The following is a 16,163-nucleotide window of genomic DNA, read 5'->3' as shown; positions in this document are numbered from 1 at the left end:
GTTCTCGCCTCGCTCGAACCGCTTCCGGCACCGTTCGCGGGGAAGGGGGAATGAGGGGGCACCTGGTCTCACCTTCCTCACCTTCCGGCCGGGCGAATCGGAGGCGGCGATACCGGTCCCCGCCACCCGGCCGTGCCTTTCATCCGCGGTTCAGCCCCGCCGCGTCATGGGGCGGTGATGCGAAACGGCTTTCTGCGCGCGGCCGCCGCGATCACGGCGGCCGCGCTCATCGCGTTGCAGCCGGCGGCGGCGCAATCGATCCTGCGCGACGCGGAGACCGAGGCGCTGCTCGACGAGATGGCGGCGCCGCTGGCCAAGGCGGCGGGGCTGGCGCCGGGCAATCTCGACGTCGTGCTGATCAACGATCCGTCGATCAACGCCTTCGTCGTCGGCGGGCAGACGGTCTATATCCATTCGGGCCTGATCCAGGCGGCGGACGACGCCGGTGAGGTGCAGGGCGTGATCGCGCACGAGATCGGCCATATCGAAGGCGGGCACGTCATCCGCTTTTCCGAAGGCATGGCGACCGCGACGGGCATCACGCTCGTCTCGCTGCTGCTCGGCGTCGCGGCGATCGCGGCGGGCGCGGGCGATGCCGGCGCGGGCATCCTCGCGGCGGGGCAGCAGGCGGCGATGGGGAAGTTCCTCGCGTTCAACCGCGCGCAGGAGAACTCGGCCGACGCCGCCGGTGCGCGCTACATGAACGCCGCCGGGATCAGCGGGCGCGGATCGATCGACTTCTTCAAGAAGCTGCAGAACCAGGAATTCCGCCTCGCGATCCCGCAGGAGGACAGCTACGCGCGCACGCATCCGCTTTCGGGCGAGCGCATCGCCGCGCTGGAGGGCAATTTCCGCAACCAGCCCGCCTGGGACAAACCGACCGATCCGAAGCTTCAGGCGCGCTTCCTGCGGGTGAAGGCGAAGCTCGAAGGCTTCATCCAGGAACCGCCGCAGACGATGCGCGATTTCCCGGCGAGCAACACGAGCGTGCCAGCCCACTATGCCCGCGCCTATGCCTGGCACCGCGGCGCCTATCCCGACAAGGCGGTGGAGGAGGTCAACGCGCTGATCGCGGCCGATCCGCACGATCCCTATTTCCTGGAGCTGAAGGGCCAGGTGCTGCTCGAATCGGGCAAGCCGGAGGAGGCGCTGGCGCCGCTCCGCGAGGCCGTCGAGCGGTCGGGCGGATCGCCGCTGATCGCGACCACCTTCGGCCATGCGCTGCTGGCGACCGAATCGCCCGCCAATCTGGACGAGGCCGAGCGCGTGCTGCGCCGCGCGGTCGCGCGCGACCGGGAGAATCCCTTCGCCTGGTATTCGCTGGGCGTCGCCTATGCGCGCAAGGGCGATACCGCGCGCGCGGCGCTCGCCACCGCCGAGCGGCACAGCCTGCAAGGCCAGCACCGCCTCGCGCTGATCAGCGCGGAGCAGGCGATGGGACAGATCAACAGCAGCTCGCCCGACTGGCTGCGCGCGCAGGACATCGCCATGGCCAGCCGCGCCGAGCTGGAGAATGAGCGCGGCAACCGCCGGCGCTGACATGACCAAAGGAATCTACGCCATGGTGATCGGCTTGGCCGCGCTTGCGGGTGCGGGGGCGATGTTCGCGTTGCAGGCGACGGGGCAGGTCGCGAGCGATCCGGAGAAGGCGCGGATCGAGGCGATCGTGCGCGACTATATCCTGGAGCATCCGGAGATCATTCCCGAGGCGATCGAAAGGCTGCGCGCGCGCGAGCTCGCCAAGGTGGTCGACGCCAATCGCAAGGCGATCGAGACGCCGTTCGCCGGCGCCTGGGCGGGCAATCCCGAGGGCGACGTGACCGTCGTCGAGTTCTTCGATTATGCCTGCGGCTTCTGCCGCCAGAGCCTGGCCGACGTGAACCGGCTGATCGCCGAGGACAAGGGCGTGAAGGTCGTGTTCCGCGAGCTGCCGGTGCTGAGCGAGGAGAGCGAGGTCGCCGCGCGCGCCAGCCTGGCGGCGGCGGAGCAGGGCAAGTTCGTCGCCTTCCACGACGCGCTCTACGAAGCGGGCCGCCCCGGCGCCGAGACGATCCGAATCGCCAACGCCAAGGCCGGGATCGACACGACGCGCGCCACCGCCGCGATGCGCACCGACCGCGTCGAGACCGAGATCGCGGACAATCTGGCGCTCGCCCGCCAGCTCGGCGCGACCGGCACGCCGACCTGGGTGGTCGGCGATCAGGTGCTGAACGGCGCCGTCGGCTACGAAGCGCTCAAGAAAGCGGTCGCCGAGGCGCGGGCGAAGTGACCAGCCGTCGCCCCTGCGAAGGCAGGGGCCGCAGTCGGCACACGCGGCGTTCGATGTGGCACAAACCCAGCGGCCCCTGCCTGCGCAGGGGCGACGTCAGCCCCAGGCGTTCTCCCGGAACCACTTCGTGACGACATATTTCACCCCCGCCTCGACCGGACGCCCCTCGTGCAGCGTCGCGACATTGGGGCTGCCGTCGGCGGCCATGTTGTTCCAGATCACCACCATGCCGACGCGCGGCTGCACCTCGATCCCGAGCCGCGGGAAATTGGTGCCGCCGCCTGCTTCGGGCACGTTGAGATAGGCCATCGCGGTCCAGGTGCGCTGCCCGCCGACCGCGCTGACCTTCTTCCAATAGGCGCTCGTCTCGCTGAAGAAGTCGTGATGCGCGCCGTATTTCTGCGTCGGGCCGTAGCGCTGCCCCTGCAGCGTCTCGGCATTGGCGGGCGGCAGCGCGAGCAGTTCGGCGAAGCGCGCGTCGACGGTGCGGACGAGCGGCGACCAGGTATCGAGGTCGCAGCTTTCCGAGGTGCGGAAATCGGCCTGCGCATCCTCGGGGAACAGCGTGCTCGGCCGCCTGTCGGCGTCGATCAGCGCGATCAGCGCGGCGCATTCGTCCTGGGAGAGGAAGGCCTCCCGGTAATAGAGCTCGACGCCCGGCGCTTCGATCCGCGTCGCGACCCGATCGAGATGCGCGGCGACCTGCGCGCCGATCGCGGCGCGCTTGCTCGACGGGTGGCCGTGAAACTCGATCATCGCGCTTCGTGCTGCCATCCGGACCCCGCCGAACGCAAGAGGGCCCATGCATCGCTGCATGGGCCCTCCGGCTGCGTGCCTGTTGCGGGACTTACCAGAAGAAGTCCTCGATCACGTCGACGACATAGCCGCTGTGGATGTCGACCAGCAGCGCATCGTCATAATAGCGGACCCAGCGATAGGGGCCGTAGGCCGGCGGCAGGCGATACTGCCACGGGTCGTTGATCCAGTAGCTCGAGCCATAGAGGATCGGCGCGATGTGTACCCCGATCGAGAAGCGGCGATAGCCATAGCCCCAGCCGCGCGGCGCATAGTAGCGCGGCATGCGATAGGCGTTGCGGTTATACTGCCGGTAGCGCCGCCAGTCGTAGCGGCGATCATTGCGCCAATCGCGGTTCCACTGCCGATCGTCGCGCCGATCGCGACGATAGTCCTGCCGGTCGTCGCGACGATCGCGGCGGAAATCACGGCGGTCTTCTCGCCGTTCCTGGCGGAATTCGGGACGCGTTATGTTCCCCTGCCGCAGGTCACGGCGATTCTCGCGGCGCTCCTGGCGGAAATCGCGGCGATCCTCGCGCCGCTCCTGCCGGAACTCGCGGCGGTCCTGGGTTGCGGGACGGCCGAGCTCGCGGCGCTCGGCGCGATCGGCCATGCGGTTGGCCCAGCGGTCGCGCTGCGCCGCGCGGTTCTGCGGCACGCGCGCCTCGCGGCGCTCCGCGCGGTTCTCGGCGCGCTGCGGGCGCTGGCGCTCCGCCTGGCTGGCGGGCCGTTCCGCCCGGCGCTCGGCGCGCGCCTGCTGCCGCGCCTCCTGGCGCTGCTGGCGGGCCTCGCTGCGGTTTTCGCGATTGCCGCGATCCTGCGCCTGCGCGGCGACGGGGATGGCGGCGGTGGCGGCCATCAAGAGGGCCAGAAGGGCCGAACGGGTACGCATGGACATTGCCTCCAAGGGGGTTTCCCGGACAGTCCGGTCCCTCATCCTGTCGCCCTTATGCATCGAGTCGGCTGACAAGCGGCTGAATTGTGATGACAGCGAAATGAAAGAAAGGGGAGGTGCGATCCCGCTTCGCGCCCCTTTCCGCAGGTGTTGACTCAGGATGGGAGCGAATCTAGACGGACCGCGCGCCGGGGCCTTGCCCTTGGGGCTGTGGTCGCCGTGGCGTTCGCCGGGCGACATTTTTCTATCAGGAACCCCGTTCGCCGTGGCCGACGACCGCCAATCCGACGATCTCGACAAGCGCATCGCCGATGCCAAGGCGGCGCACGACCGCGGCGTCAGCCGGGCCGAAGGCGCGTCCGAGAGCCGCGGCTGGGCGGTCGGGATTGAATTCGTCGGCGTGGTCCTGATCTCCGCATTCATCGGCTGGCTGATCGACCGGTTCGCGGGCACCGCGCCCTGGATCATGATCGGCATGCTCGTGCTGGGCTTCGTCGCCGGCGTCTACCGCGCGATGAAGACCTCGGCGCAGTTCGACGCCGATCCCACCACCGGAAGCAAGGACTGACCCGATGGCCGGCCCGATGGAACAGTTCGCCATCCGCGTGCTCCACCCGATCGAGGCGGGGGGCTATGATCTGTCCTTCACCAATTCGTCGATGTGGATGGCGATCGCGCTGGCGTCGATCGCGATCTTCCTGTTCGTCGGCACCGCGCGGCCGCAGCTCGTGCCCGGACGCTGGCAGGCGGCGGTCGAATACACCTATGATTTCGTCCGAAAGATGCTCGACGAGAATGTCGGACCCGAAGGCCGGCGCTATGCGCCGCTGATCTTCTCGATCTTCATGTTCGTGCTCGCCTGCAACCTGCTTGGCCTGCTGCCCTGGGTGGGGGCGTTCACGCCCACCAGCCATATCGCGGTGACCTTGGGGCTGGCGGTGCTGGTGTTCGCGATCGTCTGCATCGTCGGCTTCTGGAAGCACGGACTGCACTTCTTCACGCTGTTCTGGCCGAAGGGGACCAACCCCGCGCTGGGCGCGTTCGTGTTCGTGATCGAGTTCCTCTCCTTCCTCAGCCGTCCGTTCACGCTCGCCATCCGGCTTTTCGCCAACATGACCGCGGGGCACGTGCTGCTGAAGGTGTTCGGCACCTTCGTCGTCACGCTGGGTTCGTTCGGGGCGCTTCCTTATGTGTTCGGCATCCTGCCGCTCGCGGTCAACGTCGCGCTTTCGGCGCTCGAGGTGCTGATCGCGGTGGTGCAGGCCTATGTGTTCGCGCTCCTCGCCTCGCTCTACTTGAACGACGCCATCAACCTTCACTGACAACCATTTTAACCTCAAGGAAGAAAGATCATGGAAGCAGAAGCAGCACGCGTCATCGGCGCCGGCCTCGCGGCGATCGGTGCGGGCCTCGCCGCCATCGGCGTGGGCGCCATCTTCGGCAACTATCTGAACGGCGCGCTGCGCAATCCGGAAGCCGACGCCAAGATGGGCGGCCGCCTGATCTTCGGCTTCGCCGTGACCGAGGCGCTGGGCCTGATCGCGGCGGTCGTCGCGCTCGCGCTCGCCTTCTCGTAAGCACGTAGCAGCCAGGGCCGCGCCCGATGCCTCAGTTCGACCTTGCCGTCTTCGTCCCCCAGCTCGTCTGGCTGACGGTCTTCTTCGCGATCCTGTATTTCGGGGTCGTGGCGTTGACGCTGCCCAAGCTGGGCCGCGTGATGGAGACGCGCGAGGCGACGGTGACGGGCGACATCGCCGCGGCGGAGACCGCCAAGGCCGATGCCGACCGCATGGCGGAAGAGTATGACGCCGGCATCGAGGCGGCGCGCCACAGCGCGCGCGACACGGTAGGCGCGGCCAAGGGCAAGGCCACGGCCGCGCTCGAGGCGAAGCTCGCCCAAGGCAATTCCGCCAACGACGCGCGCCTCGCCGCCGCAGAGGCCGACCTCGCCGGCGCGCGCAGCCGGGCGTTGAGCGAGATCGAGGGCGTCGCCGCGGACGTCGCCGCCGACATCGTCGAGCGGCTGACCGGCGCGCGCCCCGACGCAACCGCCGCCACCGCCGCTGCGCGCGGCGCGCTGGCCGCGTAAGGACGACGAACATGGCGCATGGCGCTCCTTCCGCGCAGGCCGCGCTCGACAACACCGTCGCCCTCACCGAGGCGGACGGCGGGGCGCATCACGACGCGCACCCGACATTGCTGGGGCTCGGCGCCGAGGGTTGGGTCTATGTCGGCCTGACCATCTTCTTCCTGCTCGCGATCTTCGTCATGAAGGCGCCGCGGAAGATCGCCGCCGCGCTCGATCAGCGCATCGCCGATACAAGGCGCGAGCTCGACGAGGCCAAGGCGATCCGTGCCGAGGCGGAAGCGCTGCTGGCCGACGCCAAGGCGCGCCAGGCGGCGAGCGCGGGCGATGCCGAGGCGATCATCGCCCACGCCCAGACCGAGGCCGAGGGCCTGCTCGCCAAGGCCGAGACCGACGCCGCCGATCTGATGGCGCGCCGCGCCAAGATGGCCGAGGACAAGATAGCCGCCGCCGAGCGCAGCGCGATCGCCGAGGTCCGCGCCAAGGCCGCCGCGGCCGCCGCGGCCGCCGCCGCCGAGCTGATCGCCCAGCGCCATGACGCCGGCGCGGACAAGGCGATCGTCGATCGCACCATCGCCGGGCTCGGCCGGCCGAACTGATCGCGTCGCAACACCTGTCCTTCAGCCGCGTTGGGGCGGGGACAGGAGATCAGCATGACCGAAACATTATCCGCCGCGCTGCCGGAAGACGTCGAGGCTGCGGTCCACCGCGTGCTCAAGGCGGCATGCGAGCGGGAACTGCGCCTGGCGACGGCTGAGAGCTGCACCGGCGGGCTGATCGCGTCGGTGCTGACCGATGTGGAGGGCGTCAGCCATGTCTTCGAACGCGGCTTCGTCGTCTATACCGATGAGGCCAAGGCCGAGATACTGGGCGTTCCCGCCGATCTGATCGAGCGCGAAGGCGCGGTCTCGCGCGATGTCGCGGTGGCGATGGCGGAGGGCGGGATCGCCCATTCGGGCGCCGACATCTGCCTGGCCGTCACCGGCTTCTCCGGCCCGGGCGGACCCGGCGACGAGCCAGGCCTCGTCCATTTCGCCTGCCTGCGCCGCGGCGGCTCGCCGCAGCATCGCGAAGAGCATTTCGGCGATATCGGCCGCGGCGAGACGCGCATCGCCTGCGTGCGCACCGCGCTCGACATGATCGGCGCCTGCCTGGGCTGATCCGGAACGACAATCTCCCGCCGGTCGTTACGCCGCTGACGCAAGCGCCGCAGGAGGATGTCATGAAACGCTATTCCTACGCCTGGATCACGATCGCCTTCTTCCTGCTCTCGATCGCCGGTCACTGGATATTCGGCTGGTACGCGTTCGTGCAGGAAGCGGCACAGCACGGCCAGCAGCCGGAGCTCGGCGAGTTCGCGATAGAGCTGAGCCGCGACACCTTCGAGAACTGGCAGTCTGAGTTCCTTCAGCTGCTGTGGCAGGTCGTGGGCCTCGCCTATTTCCTCTATGTCGGCTCGCCCTCGTCGAAGGAGAATGACGACCGGGTCGAGGCGAAGATCGACGAGTTGCTCAAGCTCGCCGGCGGCGAACGCGCCGACGCGCTGATCGACGAGATCGACAAGCGCTATCTGCGGACCCACGGCCACGCCCAACCCCATGCGCACGGGGAATGAGGCGGCGATGCTGCTCTATAGGGGCCTGCGGAACTTGTAGATGAACTGATCGGTCTTGCCGCGGATCGAAGGGTCGAACACGCTGGCGGTGTGCGGATCGGCTGGGTTGCGCAGCAGCGGCAGCTCGCCTTCGAACGTGAAGCCCACCGACTCGATCTCCTTGCGCGCCGCCGCCGGATCGATCCGGTGGAGCGTATCGGGCGCCTTGAAGTCGGGATCGGGCGCGGCGACATGATCGACCACCAGGAAGACGCCGCCGGGCTTGAGCGCGTCGTAGAGCCGCTTAGTGATGAATGCCGCCGCACCCGGCGGCGCGGCCTTCAGGTGCAGGTCGTGATAGTTCTGCACCGTGACTATCGCGTCGAGCGGTTCGGGAAAGGCGATCTCGCCAAGCTTGCCCCGGCTCGGCGTCACATTCTTGCGGCCGGCGACGGCCTCGTCCTGCTCCTTGCCGTAATCGGCGCGGAAGGCGATGAACTCGGCGGGCTGATAGGCGTAGACACGCCCGTTCTCACCGACGATGCCGGACAGGATGCGCGTGAAATAGCCGCCGCCCATGATGAAGTCGGCCACCTTGTCGCCCGGCTCGATGCCGGCGAAGGCCAGGATCTCGCCCGGCTTGCGCGCCGCGTCGCGTTCCTTGTCGGCGGCGGGTCGTGCGGGATCGGCGAGCGCCGCCTCGATCGCGGGCGACACCGTCTGCGCGGCGAGTGGGACGGGCGCGCCGATCAGCAGCGCGGCGATGATCAGGCTCTTCATGGACGACTCCTCCCTCGTCGGGTGAGGCTACGCCGAATTGCGCCCCGATCAAGCGCACGTTGCTGGCGGCGGCGCCGCCGCCTAAATGCCTCTCATGTCGTCCCCCAACACGCCCGATCGCTTCAACGAGGAAAAGGCCACCTACACCGTTCGCGGCTCCGACGCGCCCGATCTCGCGGCGGGGGTGGCGGCGATCCGCAACGTGTTGAAGACGCTGCCGGCCCGGCCCGGCGTGTACCGGATGAACGACGCGCGCGGCGACACGCTCTATGTCGGCAAGGCGCGCGCGCTCAAGAACCGTGTGACCAACTACACCCAGGTCGAACGGCTGCCCAAGCGGCTGCAGCGGATGGTCGCGCAGACGCGCGGCATGACCATCGTCACGACCAACAACGAAGCGGAGGCGCTGCTGCTGGAGGCGCAGCTGATCAAGCGTTACCGCCCGGCGTACAACGTGCTGCTGCGCGACGACAAAAGCTTCCCCTTCATCCTGCTGCGCGCCGATCACGACTTCCCCCGCGTCCAGAAGCATCGCGGCGCCAGGCGCGCGAAGGGCAATTATTATGGGCCGTTCGCCAGCGCCGGATCGGTCAACCGCACGCTCAACGCGCTGCAGAAGCTGTTCCTGCTGAGGAGCTGCACCGACGGCTTCTTCAAGACGCGCGACCGGCCGTGCCTGCTCTACCAGATCAAGCGCTGCTCCGCGCCGTGCGTCGGGCGGATCGACCAGGCGGCCTATGGCGAGCTGGTCAGCGACGCCAAGGCGTTCCTCGCGGGAAAATCGACCCAGGTCCAGGCCAAGCTCGGGGCGCAGATGCAGGACGCCGCCGAACGAATGGACTTCGAGCTGGCCGCGGTGCTGCGCGACCGGCTGAAGGCGCTGACCTTCATCCAGGGCACCCAGGCGATCAACGCCGAAGGGGTGGGGGACGCCGATATCTTCGCGCTCGCCTGCAAGCACGGCCATATGGGCATCCAGGCCTTCTTCATCCGCGGCGGGCAGAATTGGGGCCATCGCAGCTTCTTTCCAGCGCACACCGCCGACGTGCCCGAGGCCGAGGTGCTGCAGAGCTTCCTGATGCAATTCTACGAGGAGGTGCCGCCGGCGCGGAATATCTTTGTCGACCGCGACCTGCCCGAAGGCGAGATCGTCGAGCAGGCATTGTGCGAGCGCGCCGGGCACAAGGTGGCGGTGTCGGTTCCCCAGCGCGGCACGCGGCGGCGGCTGATCGAGCAGGCGACGCGCAACGCAGAGGAGGCGCTCGACCGTCACAATGCGGAGAGCACCACCCAGGCCAAGCTACTGCGCGAGGTCGCCGATCTGTTCGATCTCGCCGGGCCGCCCGACCGTATCGAGATCTACGACAACAGCCACATCCAGGGCACGAGCGCGCTGGGCGCGATGGTCGTCGCCGGCCCCGAGGGTTTCCGCAAGGGCCAGTACAGGAAGTTCAACATGCGGCGTGCCGAGACCGTCGCCGGCGACGATTACGGCATGATGCGCGAGATGCTCTCGCGCCGCTTCGCCCGCGCCGCCGAGGAGAATCCCGATCGCGACGGCGACGGCTGGCCCGATCTGGTGCTGATCGACGGCGGCCGGGGGCAGCTCAATGTGGCGAAGTCGGTGCTCGAGGATCTCGGCATCGAGGATGTGTGCCTGGTCGGCGTCGCCAAGGGGCCGCATCACGGCCGCGAGGGGCGTGAGGTCTTCCACCTGATGGACGGGCGCGAGTTCCAGCTGCCGGTCAACTCGCCGGTGCTGTTCTACCTCCAGCGGTTGCGCGACGAGGCGCACCGCTTCGCCATCGGCGCGCATCGGGCGAAGCGCGCCAAGGCGATCGGCGCCAGCCCATTGGACGAGGTGCCCGGCATCGGCCCCGCGCGCAAGAAGGCGCTGCTGATGCACTTCGGCACCGCCCGCGCGGTCAGGAACGCCAGCCTCCGTGACCTGCAGCAGGCTCCCGGCGTGTCAGCTGCGGTCGCGCAACAGGTCTATGATTTCTACCACGCGCGTTGAGCCCCTCTCAACTCCGGCTAGCGCGCTTGGCGCGCAACCCTGCGTATCTCTCCCCTGAAGGGGAGAGAGAAAGTACGCGCGCCCCTCCTCTCCCCTTCAGGGGAGAGATACGAAGCCTTGCCAGCTTGCTGGCTAGGCGAAGTTGAGCGGGGCGCGACGCGCCACCGTCCTATTCGTCCAACAAGGCGGCGGATGGTCCCGCTGGTCTTCGTCCGTGGATTCGCACGGCGCTTGCCGCCAATACCCTTTGCCGATCGCCCGCCGCCCGCTACACTGCGGGAAACACGGGGGTAATTCGATGATGATGCGGGGCTTCTTGCTGGCCGCGACCGCTTTGGTCGCCACCCAGGCGCATGCGGGCGACACGCCGATCTATGCGCCGGCGCCGGCATGGGCGAAGCAGGCGGCCTTGCCGGCCAAGGACAAGATCGCATCGGCCCCGCCGCTCCTGATCGCCGATTTCCAGCAGAAGCTGGAGGAGGGTGAGCTGTGGGCCTATGTCGACACCGCGACCCGCATCGCCTCCACCCAGATGCTCAACCAGGCCGGGACGATCGCCATTCCCTGGATGCCCAACCAGGGCGATCTCATCATCCACCGCGTGCAGATCGTCCGCGACGGCGAGGAGATCGACCTGCTGGCGAAGGGCGAGCGCTTCGCGGTGCTGCGCCGCGAGCAGGAACTCGAACAGCTGAAGCTCACGGGCCTCCTGACGGCGACCATGACCGCCGAAGGGCTTCGCGTCGGCGACGTGCTGCGCCTGACCGCATCGATCACGCGCAAGGACCAGGCGCTGGGCGGCAACGTCCAGACCGTCGCGGTGCTGATACCCGAGGAGGCCAGCCCCGGATTCGCGCGCGTCCGCCTGCTCTGGCCCAAGGACGAGAAGGTCCGGTTCAAGACCTTCCGTGACGACGCCAGGCCGGTCACCAGCACCCAGGGCGAATATGCCGTGATGGAAGTGCCGGTTCCCCTGCCCAAGACGCCGGAGCTGCCGTCCGATGCGCCGATGCGCTATCAGCGCCCGCCGATCGCGGAGGCCTCGACCTTCGCCGACTGGCGCGCGGTGTCGCGCACCATGGCCCCGCTCTACCGGACCGAGGGAAAGATCGTCGACGGCGACGCGCTGGCGGAAAGGACCGACGCGATCATGCGCGCCCACGCGACGCCTCTGGCCCGGGCGGCGGCGGCGCTTCGGCTGGTGCAGGATGATGTGCGGTATCTCTTCCGCGGCATGGACGGCGGCAACTATGTGCCGCAATCGCCCGCCGAGACCTGGACGCTGCGCTACGGCGACTGCAAGGCGAAGACGCTGTTGCTGCTGGCGATGCTGCACCGGATGGGGATCGAGGCGGAGGCGGTGCTGGTCAACAGCGCGCTGGGCGACATCGCGCCCGAGCGCCTGCCCTCGGCGGGCGCCTTCGATCATGTCATCGTCCGCGCGGTGATCGACGGCCGGCCCTTGTGGCTGGACGGCACCACCACCGGCACGCGCGAGGCCGATCTGGCCGACAGCCCGCCCTTTCGCCATGTGTTACCCCTGCGCGAGGACGGCGCCGACTTGGCGCCCTTGCCGATGCACGCCAACGCCCGGCCCGACCTGTCGGTCGATCTGGAGATCGATCAGAGCGCGGGCGTCGACCTGCCCACGCCCTATGCCATCGAGGTCGCGGTGCGCGGCGTGACGGCGGAGATGCTGCAGGCCGCGGCGCTCCAGGCGAACGACGACCAGAAGGAGGAGATGGTGCGCGGCATCGTCGGCCGCACCATCGATGCCGGGCTGATCGCCGATCACTCGCTGGCCTATGATGCGGAAGAGGCGATCGTCCGGATCAAGGCCAACGGGCTGACGACCGATCGCTGGGACTATGAGCAGGGCCGCTTCCGCACCACGCTCGATCGCGCGGTCACGGATCTGAGCTTCGATCCGGATCGCGCCCGGGCCGCGTGGAAGGCGATACCGGTCGCGACGGGCGCGCCGTCGACGACCGTCTATCGCACCCGCATCAAGCTGCCCAACGACGGCAAGGGGTTCACGCTGGAGGGCGACACCAGCCTGCCCGCGCGGCTCGCCGGGATCGACATGACGCGAAAGGCGACGCTCGACGGCGGTTGGCTGACGGTGGAGGACCGGTGGGAATCGTCCGGCGCCGAGATCGCGCCGGATGCGGTCCCCGCGGAGCGCGCCGCCTTCGCCAAGGCCCAGTCGCGCCTGTTGCGCGCCATCGCGCCCGCCGACGCGCCGCCGCGCTGGCGGCTGGCGCTGGATGCGCGCAAGACCAAGCGCTTCGCCAGGATCATGGACCTGTTCGACCAGGCGCAGAAGCATGACCCGGACGATCTCGCGGCCTATCGCAGCCGCGCGGCGTTCCTGGACGGCATCCATGACTATCGCGGAGCGATTCCCGACGTCGATCGCATCATCGCCAAGGAGCCGGACGTGGGCGCCTATCTGTGGCGCGCGCGGCTGCACGTCAACAATGGCGACGACGCGAAGGCGATGGCGGACGTGGAGGCGGCCGCCGCGCTCGACCCCGAATCGATCGGCGTGCTCAGCCAGAGGGTATGGCTGCTCGGCGAAGCGGGGAAGATCGACGAGGCGATCGCCCTGCTCGACGAGCGAATCGCTTCGGCCGGCAAGGACAAGGCGGCCCTTCTGAGCATGAAGAGCGACGCGCTCGCCCGTGCCGAGCGGACCGATGCGGCGATCGCCGCCGCCGACGCCGCGGTCGCCGCCGGGCCGGCGAGCGCCGCGCCGCTCAACACGCGCTGCTGGCAGAAGGCGACCCTTGGGGTTTCGCTCGACACCGCGCTCAAGGACTGCACCAAGGCGATCGAGCTCGCGGAATATCCGGCGGGCCCGCTCGACAGCCGCGCGCTGGTCTATTTCCGAATGGGGCGGATGGACGACGCGCGCGCCGATCTGGACGCCGCGCTCGCGATCGATCCGTCGATCGACGCCAGCCTCTATCTGCGCGGCATATTGCGTCGCCAGACGGGCGATATCGCCGGCGGCGACGCCGATCTGGCGGCGGCGCGGCTGATCAACCCACGGATGGAGGAGGATTACCGGCGCTGGGGAATCCTGCGCTGACGCGAAGGGTTGGCGGTTTCTTCACCTCCGCCGGCTAGGAGCCGGGGGCATGACCCCCATATTCCTGACGATCGATACCGAGCTGATGTGGCGGCACCATGCAGCCGGGCTCGCTGCGGACGCGATCTACGCGCGGTCGATCGAGCCTGCGGGCGTCGGGATCGGATATCAGCTCGGCCGGCTGAACGCGCACGGGCTGAAGGCGACCTTCTTCGTCGATCCGATGCCCGCCCGCCTCTATGGGCTCGAACCGTTCAAGCGGCTGGTCGGCGCGATCGTCGATGCCGGCCAGGAGGTGCAGCTGCACCTTCATCCCAACTGGACGGGCGCGTCGGGGGCGGATCGCGCCGCCGCCGCCTCGTTCGAGCTGATCGACTATGATCCGGCCGCGCAGGGGGCGATGCTGGCGGAGGCGCGCGACTGGCTCGAACGCGCCGGCGCGCCCCGGCCGATCGCCTTTCGCGCCGGCAGCTATTCGGCCGACGACGCGACGCTCGATGCGCTGGCGGCGCTCGGTTTCGCCTATGACAGCAGCCATAACGGCTCAGAGCATCCCTGGCCCAGCGCGATCGGCCTGCCGCGCGACCGGATCGCGCCCGTCGCGCATCGCGGGCTGATCGAGCTGCCGGTGACGCTGATCGAGGATCGCGCCGGCAATCTGCGCCATTTCCAGATCTGCGCGCTGTCCGCCGCCGAGATGCGCGCCGCGCTCGCCCATGCCGAGGCCAACGATCACGCCGCGGTGGTGATCGTCAGCCACGGTTTCGAGCTGGCCAACCGCGCCGGCACGCGGGCCAATCGCGTTCATCGCAGCCGTTTCGATTCGCTGTGCGCGCTGCTCGCCGAGCGGCGCGCCGCGCTGCCGACGCAGCACTTCGCCGATCGGCCCGTCCTGACGCTCGGCCAACACGACCGCCCTCTCGGCCCGAGCACATTGCGCACGCGGCTGCGCCAGGCCGAACAGCTCTGGTCCAACTGGGTCGAGGAGCGCGCCGCGTGACGCCCACGCCGATCCGCTTCCAGATCGGCGCCCGCACGCTGGTCAGCGTGCCAAGGCGGCTGCACCGCGTCGAGCTGAACCTGGGCGAGGTGCTGGCGGGCGCGCTGCCCGATCTGCCGCCGCTGGCGGCCGCGCAGGACGGCTACAGCGTGGTCTCGCTGCCGGCGCCGCGCCTTTCGGCGGTCAGCCGCCGCGCTGCCGGGCTGATCGTCCATCTGCGCCAGGCCTATACGCGCTATTTCGTCGATCTGACGCTCGGCTGGGACGGCTGGCTGGCGGGGCTGTCGGGCAATGCGCGCGGCAGCCTCAAGCGCAAGCAGCGCCGGATGGCCGAGGCGGGCGGCGGCGCGATCGATATCCGCGCCTATCGCACGCCCGGCGAACTGGCGGCGTTTCATGCCCTCGCGCGCGGCGTGTCGGCGGCGACCTATCAGGAAAAGCTGCTCGACGCCGGGCTGCCCGCCGACGACGCGTTCCTGCGCGAAATGGAAGAGCTGGCGGCGCAGGACCGGGCGCGCGGCTGGCTGCTGTTCCTGCGCGGCGAGGCGATCGCCTATCTCTATTGCCCGGCGGAGGGCGGCACGCTGATCTACGACCGGCTCGGCCACGATCCGGCGCATGGCGATCTGTCGCCCGGCGTCGTGCTGCTCGCGGGCGCGCTCAAGGACGCGATGGAAGAAGCGCGCTTCGGGCGCATGGACTTCACCAGCGGAGAGGGTCAGCACAAGCGCGCCTTCGCCACCGGCGGCGCGCCGTGCGTCGATCTGCTGCTGCTGCGGCCGACGCTGGCCAACCGAGTCGTGCTGGGCGCGCTCGACCGGTTCGACCGCGCGATGGCGCTGGGCAAGCGCGCCGCCGCGATCCCCGCTCTCAGGCCGCTCACGCAAAGGCTGCGAAGGGCATGACCGTCGCCCCTGCGCAGGCAGGGGCCGCAATCGGCAAACGCAAAAATTGGCAGTGCCGCAAACCAGCGGCCCTGCCTTCGCAGGGGCGACGGGATGGGGCATAGGTCGGCGATGCACATCCGCGCACCCGCCATCGTCGTCGCCATCCGCGCGCATGGCGAGCATGGCGCGGTGGTGCGCGCGCTGACCGCCGAGCACGGCTTGCAGGCGGGCTATGTCCGCGGCGGGCGGTCGACCCGGCTGCGGCCGATCCTGCAGCCGGGCAACACCGTCATCGGCGAATGGCGCGCGCGCACCGATGATCAGCTCGGCAGCCTGACCCTGGAGCTGACCGAGAGCCGCGCGCCGCTCTACGCCGATCCGCTGGCGGCGGCGGCGATCGACTGGGCCTGCGCGCTGACCGCATCCGCGCTGCCGGAGGCGCAGCCCTATCCACGCCTGCATGCGGCGCTCGAAGGCGTGCTCGACGCGATCGGCGCGGCGCCGTCGGCGCGCGGCTGGGCGGCGGCGCTGGTGCGCTATGAAGCGCTGGTGCTGCGCGAGCTGGGCTATGCGGAGGCCATGCCCGGCCTGCCCGGCGGCGACGCCGCCTGGCCGGATCTGCTGCGCGCGCTCGATGCGATCGGCGCCGGGCTTCATCGTCACCTGTTCGCCGATCGTCGCGGCCATGCGTTCGATGCGCGCGAGCGGCTGCTGACGCGGCTGAAGAGGGCGGTTGCGTAACCGGC

General features: G+C 69.4%; 17 protein-coding genes. 14 read left to right on the top strand and 3 right to left on the bottom strand.

The features are described 5' to 3' along the window. The first annotated feature begins 177 nt into the window (after nucleotides 1-177). Nucleotides 178-1,539 (top strand): M48 family metalloprotease, encoded by a 1,362-nt coding sequence (locus tag D1610_RS05545; protein ID WP_118863158.1) that lies wholly within the window; start codon nucleotides 178-180, stop codon nucleotides 1,537-1,539. A gap of 1 nt (nucleotide 1,540) precedes the next feature. Beyond that, the gene (locus D1610_RS05540) at nucleotides 1,541-2,269 is read left to right on the top strand and encodes a DsbA family protein (RefSeq protein ID WP_118863717.1); all 729 of its coding nucleotides are present in this window, start codon (nucleotides 1,541-1,543) and stop codon (nucleotides 2,267-2,269) included. 96 nt (nucleotides 2,270-2,365) lie between these two features. On the opposite strand, the gene D1610_RS05535 is transcribed toward D1610_RS05540, so the two are convergent. Together D1610_RS05535 and D1610_RS05530 are read right to left on the bottom strand one after the other, a co-directional pair. After that, nucleotides 2,366-3,043 (bottom strand): prolyl hydroxylase family protein, encoded by a 678-nt coding sequence (locus tag D1610_RS05535; RefSeq protein WP_245941998.1) that lies wholly within the window; start codon nucleotides 3,041-3,043, stop codon nucleotides 2,366-2,368. A gap of 73 nt (nucleotides 3,044-3,116) precedes the next feature. Continuing rightward, nucleotides 3,117-3,956 (bottom strand): RcnB family protein, encoded by an 840-nt coding sequence (locus tag D1610_RS05530; RefSeq protein WP_118863716.1) that lies wholly within the window; start codon nucleotides 3,954-3,956, stop codon nucleotides 3,117-3,119. A gap of 268 nt (nucleotides 3,957-4,224) precedes the next feature. On the opposite strand from D1610_RS05530, the gene D1610_RS05525 reads away from it, so the two are divergent. From D1610_RS05525 to D1610_RS05495, 7 genes are all read left to right on the top strand, one after another. Then, the gene (locus D1610_RS05525; RefSeq protein ID WP_182466713.1) at nucleotides 4,225-4,527 is read left to right on the top strand and encodes an AtpZ/AtpI family protein; all 303 of its coding nucleotides are present in this window, start codon (nucleotides 4,225-4,227) and stop codon (nucleotides 4,525-4,527) included. 4 nt (nucleotides 4,528-4,531) lie between these two features. Beyond that, complete coding sequence (locus tag D1610_RS05520; protein WP_182466712.1) at nucleotides 4,532-5,281, top strand: F0F1 ATP synthase subunit A; 750 nt, start codon at nucleotides 4,532-4,534, stop codon at nucleotides 5,279-5,281. A gap of 30 nt (nucleotides 5,282-5,311) precedes the next feature. Further along, nucleotides 5,312-5,536: a F0F1 ATP synthase subunit C gene (locus D1610_RS05515; protein WP_118863155.1), complete on the top strand. Its 225-nt coding sequence runs from the start codon at nucleotides 5,312-5,314 to the stop codon at nucleotides 5,534-5,536. A 26-nt stretch (nucleotides 5,537-5,562) separates the two neighbouring features. After that, entirely contained in the window at nucleotides 5,563-6,048 is a 486-nt protein-coding gene (locus D1610_RS05510; protein ID WP_118863154.1) for a F0F1 ATP synthase subunit B family protein, read from the top strand. 11 nt (nucleotides 6,049-6,059) lie between these two features. Further along, nucleotides 6,060-6,644, top strand: a complete 585-nt coding sequence (locus D1610_RS05505) for a F0F1 ATP synthase subunit B family protein (RefSeq protein ID WP_118863153.1) — start codon at nucleotides 6,060-6,062, stop codon at nucleotides 6,642-6,644. Between the two features lie 54 nt (nucleotides 6,645-6,698). Continuing rightward, entirely contained in the window at nucleotides 6,699-7,205 is a 507-nt protein-coding gene (locus D1610_RS05500; protein WP_118863714.1) for a CinA family protein, read from the top strand. Between the two features lie 62 nt (nucleotides 7,206-7,267). Then, nucleotides 7,268-7,660, top strand: coding sequence for a DUF6766 family protein (locus D1610_RS05495; protein WP_118863152.1), 393 nt, complete (start codon nucleotides 7,268-7,270; stop codon nucleotides 7,658-7,660). A 15-nt stretch (nucleotides 7,661-7,675) separates the two neighbouring features. On the opposite strand, the gene D1610_RS05490 is transcribed toward D1610_RS05495, so the two are convergent. After that, complete coding sequence (locus D1610_RS05490) at nucleotides 7,676-8,419, bottom strand: class I SAM-dependent methyltransferase (RefSeq protein ID WP_118863151.1); 744 nt, start codon at nucleotides 8,417-8,419, stop codon at nucleotides 7,676-7,678. Nucleotides 8,420-8,513: 94 nt separating this feature from the next. Between D1610_RS05490 and uvrC the strand changes: the two genes are divergently transcribed. From uvrC to recO, 5 genes are all read left to right on the top strand, one after another. Continuing rightward, complete coding sequence (gene uvrC / locus D1610_RS05485; RefSeq protein ID WP_118863150.1) at nucleotides 8,514-10,436, top strand: excinuclease ABC subunit UvrC; 1,923 nt, start codon at nucleotides 8,514-8,516, stop codon at nucleotides 10,434-10,436. A 298-nt stretch (nucleotides 10,437-10,734) separates the two neighbouring features. After that, nucleotides 10,735-13,530, top strand: coding sequence for a DUF3857 domain-containing protein (locus tag D1610_RS05480; RefSeq protein WP_118863149.1), 2,796 nt, complete (start codon nucleotides 10,735-10,737; stop codon nucleotides 13,528-13,530). 49 nt (nucleotides 13,531-13,579) lie between these two features. Beyond that, the gene (locus D1610_RS05475; protein ID WP_182466711.1) at nucleotides 13,580-14,530 is read left to right on the top strand and encodes a polysaccharide deacetylase family protein; all 951 of its coding nucleotides are present in this window, start codon (nucleotides 13,580-13,582) and stop codon (nucleotides 14,528-14,530) included. Next, a complete protein-coding gene (locus D1610_RS05470; protein ID WP_245941997.1) occupies nucleotides 14,527-15,435 on the top strand; it encodes a GNAT family N-acetyltransferase in 909 nt (302 codons plus the stop codon). Before D1610_RS05475 ends, D1610_RS05470 begins: the two co-directional genes overlap by 4 nt. A 111-nt stretch (nucleotides 15,436-15,546) precedes the next feature. Next, nucleotides 15,547-16,158 carry a DNA repair protein RecO gene (gene recO / locus D1610_RS05465; RefSeq protein WP_118863148.1) on the top strand — a complete coding sequence of 204 codons (612 nt, stop codon included), beginning with the start codon at nucleotides 15,547-15,549 and terminating at the stop codon, nucleotides 16,156-16,158. The last annotated feature ends 5 nt before the right edge of the window (nucleotides 16,159-16,163 follow it).

Source organism: Sphingomonas gilva (assembly GCF_003515075.1).
GTDB classification, from domain to species: Bacteria; Pseudomonadota; Alphaproteobacteria; order Sphingomonadales; family Sphingomonadaceae; genus Sphingomonas; species Sphingomonas gilva.
Note: the sequence above shows the minus strand (reverse complement) of the source record. Positions and strands in the feature narration are given on the sequence as shown.

What these genes read in the sequence shown, in the direction of transcription:
- D1610_RS05545 (WP_118863158.1), top strand. Translation starts at nt 178, where the DNA reads ATGCGAAACGGCTTTCTGCGCGCGGCCGCCGCGATCACGGCGGCCGCG.
- D1610_RS05540 (WP_118863717.1), top strand. Translation starts at nt 1,541, where the DNA reads ATGACCAAAGGAATCTACGCCATGGTGATCGGCTTGGCCGCGCTTGCG.
- D1610_RS05535 (WP_245941998.1), bottom strand. Translation starts at nt 3,043, where the DNA reads ATGGCAGCACGAAGCGCGATGATCGAGTTTCACGGCCACCCGTCGAGC.
- D1610_RS05530 (WP_118863716.1), bottom strand. Translation starts at nt 3,956, where the DNA reads ATGCGTACCCGTTCGGCCCTTCTGGCCCTCTTGATGGCCGCCACCGCC.
- D1610_RS05520 (WP_182466712.1), top strand. Translation starts at nt 4,532, where the DNA reads ATGGCCGGCCCGATGGAACAGTTCGCCATCCGCGTGCTCCACCCGATC.
- D1610_RS05515 (WP_118863155.1), top strand. Translation starts at nt 5,312, where the DNA reads ATGGAAGCAGAAGCAGCACGCGTCATCGGCGCCGGCCTCGCGGCGATC.
- D1610_RS05510 (WP_118863154.1), top strand. Translation starts at nt 5,563, where the DNA reads ATGCCTCAGTTCGACCTTGCCGTCTTCGTCCCCCAGCTCGTCTGGCTG.
- D1610_RS05505 (WP_118863153.1), top strand. Translation starts at nt 6,060, where the DNA reads ATGGCGCATGGCGCTCCTTCCGCGCAGGCCGCGCTCGACAACACCGTC.
- D1610_RS05500 (WP_118863714.1), top strand. Translation starts at nt 6,699, where the DNA reads ATGACCGAAACATTATCCGCCGCGCTGCCGGAAGACGTCGAGGCTGCG.
- D1610_RS05495 (WP_118863152.1), top strand. Translation starts at nt 7,268, where the DNA reads ATGAAACGCTATTCCTACGCCTGGATCACGATCGCCTTCTTCCTGCTC.
- D1610_RS05490 (WP_118863151.1), bottom strand. Translation starts at nt 8,419, where the DNA reads ATGAAGAGCCTGATCATCGCCGCGCTGCTGATCGGCGCGCCCGTCCCA.
- uvrC (WP_118863150.1), top strand. Translation starts at nt 8,514, where the DNA reads ATGTCGTCCCCCAACACGCCCGATCGCTTCAACGAGGAAAAGGCCACC.
- D1610_RS05480 (WP_118863149.1), top strand. Translation starts at nt 10,735, where the DNA reads ATGATGATGCGGGGCTTCTTGCTGGCCGCGACCGCTTTGGTCGCCACC.
- D1610_RS05475 (WP_182466711.1), top strand. Translation starts at nt 13,580, where the DNA reads ATGACCCCCATATTCCTGACGATCGATACCGAGCTGATGTGGCGGCAC.
- recO (WP_118863148.1), top strand. Translation starts at nt 15,547, where the DNA reads ATGCACATCCGCGCACCCGCCATCGTCGTCGCCATCCGCGCGCATGGC.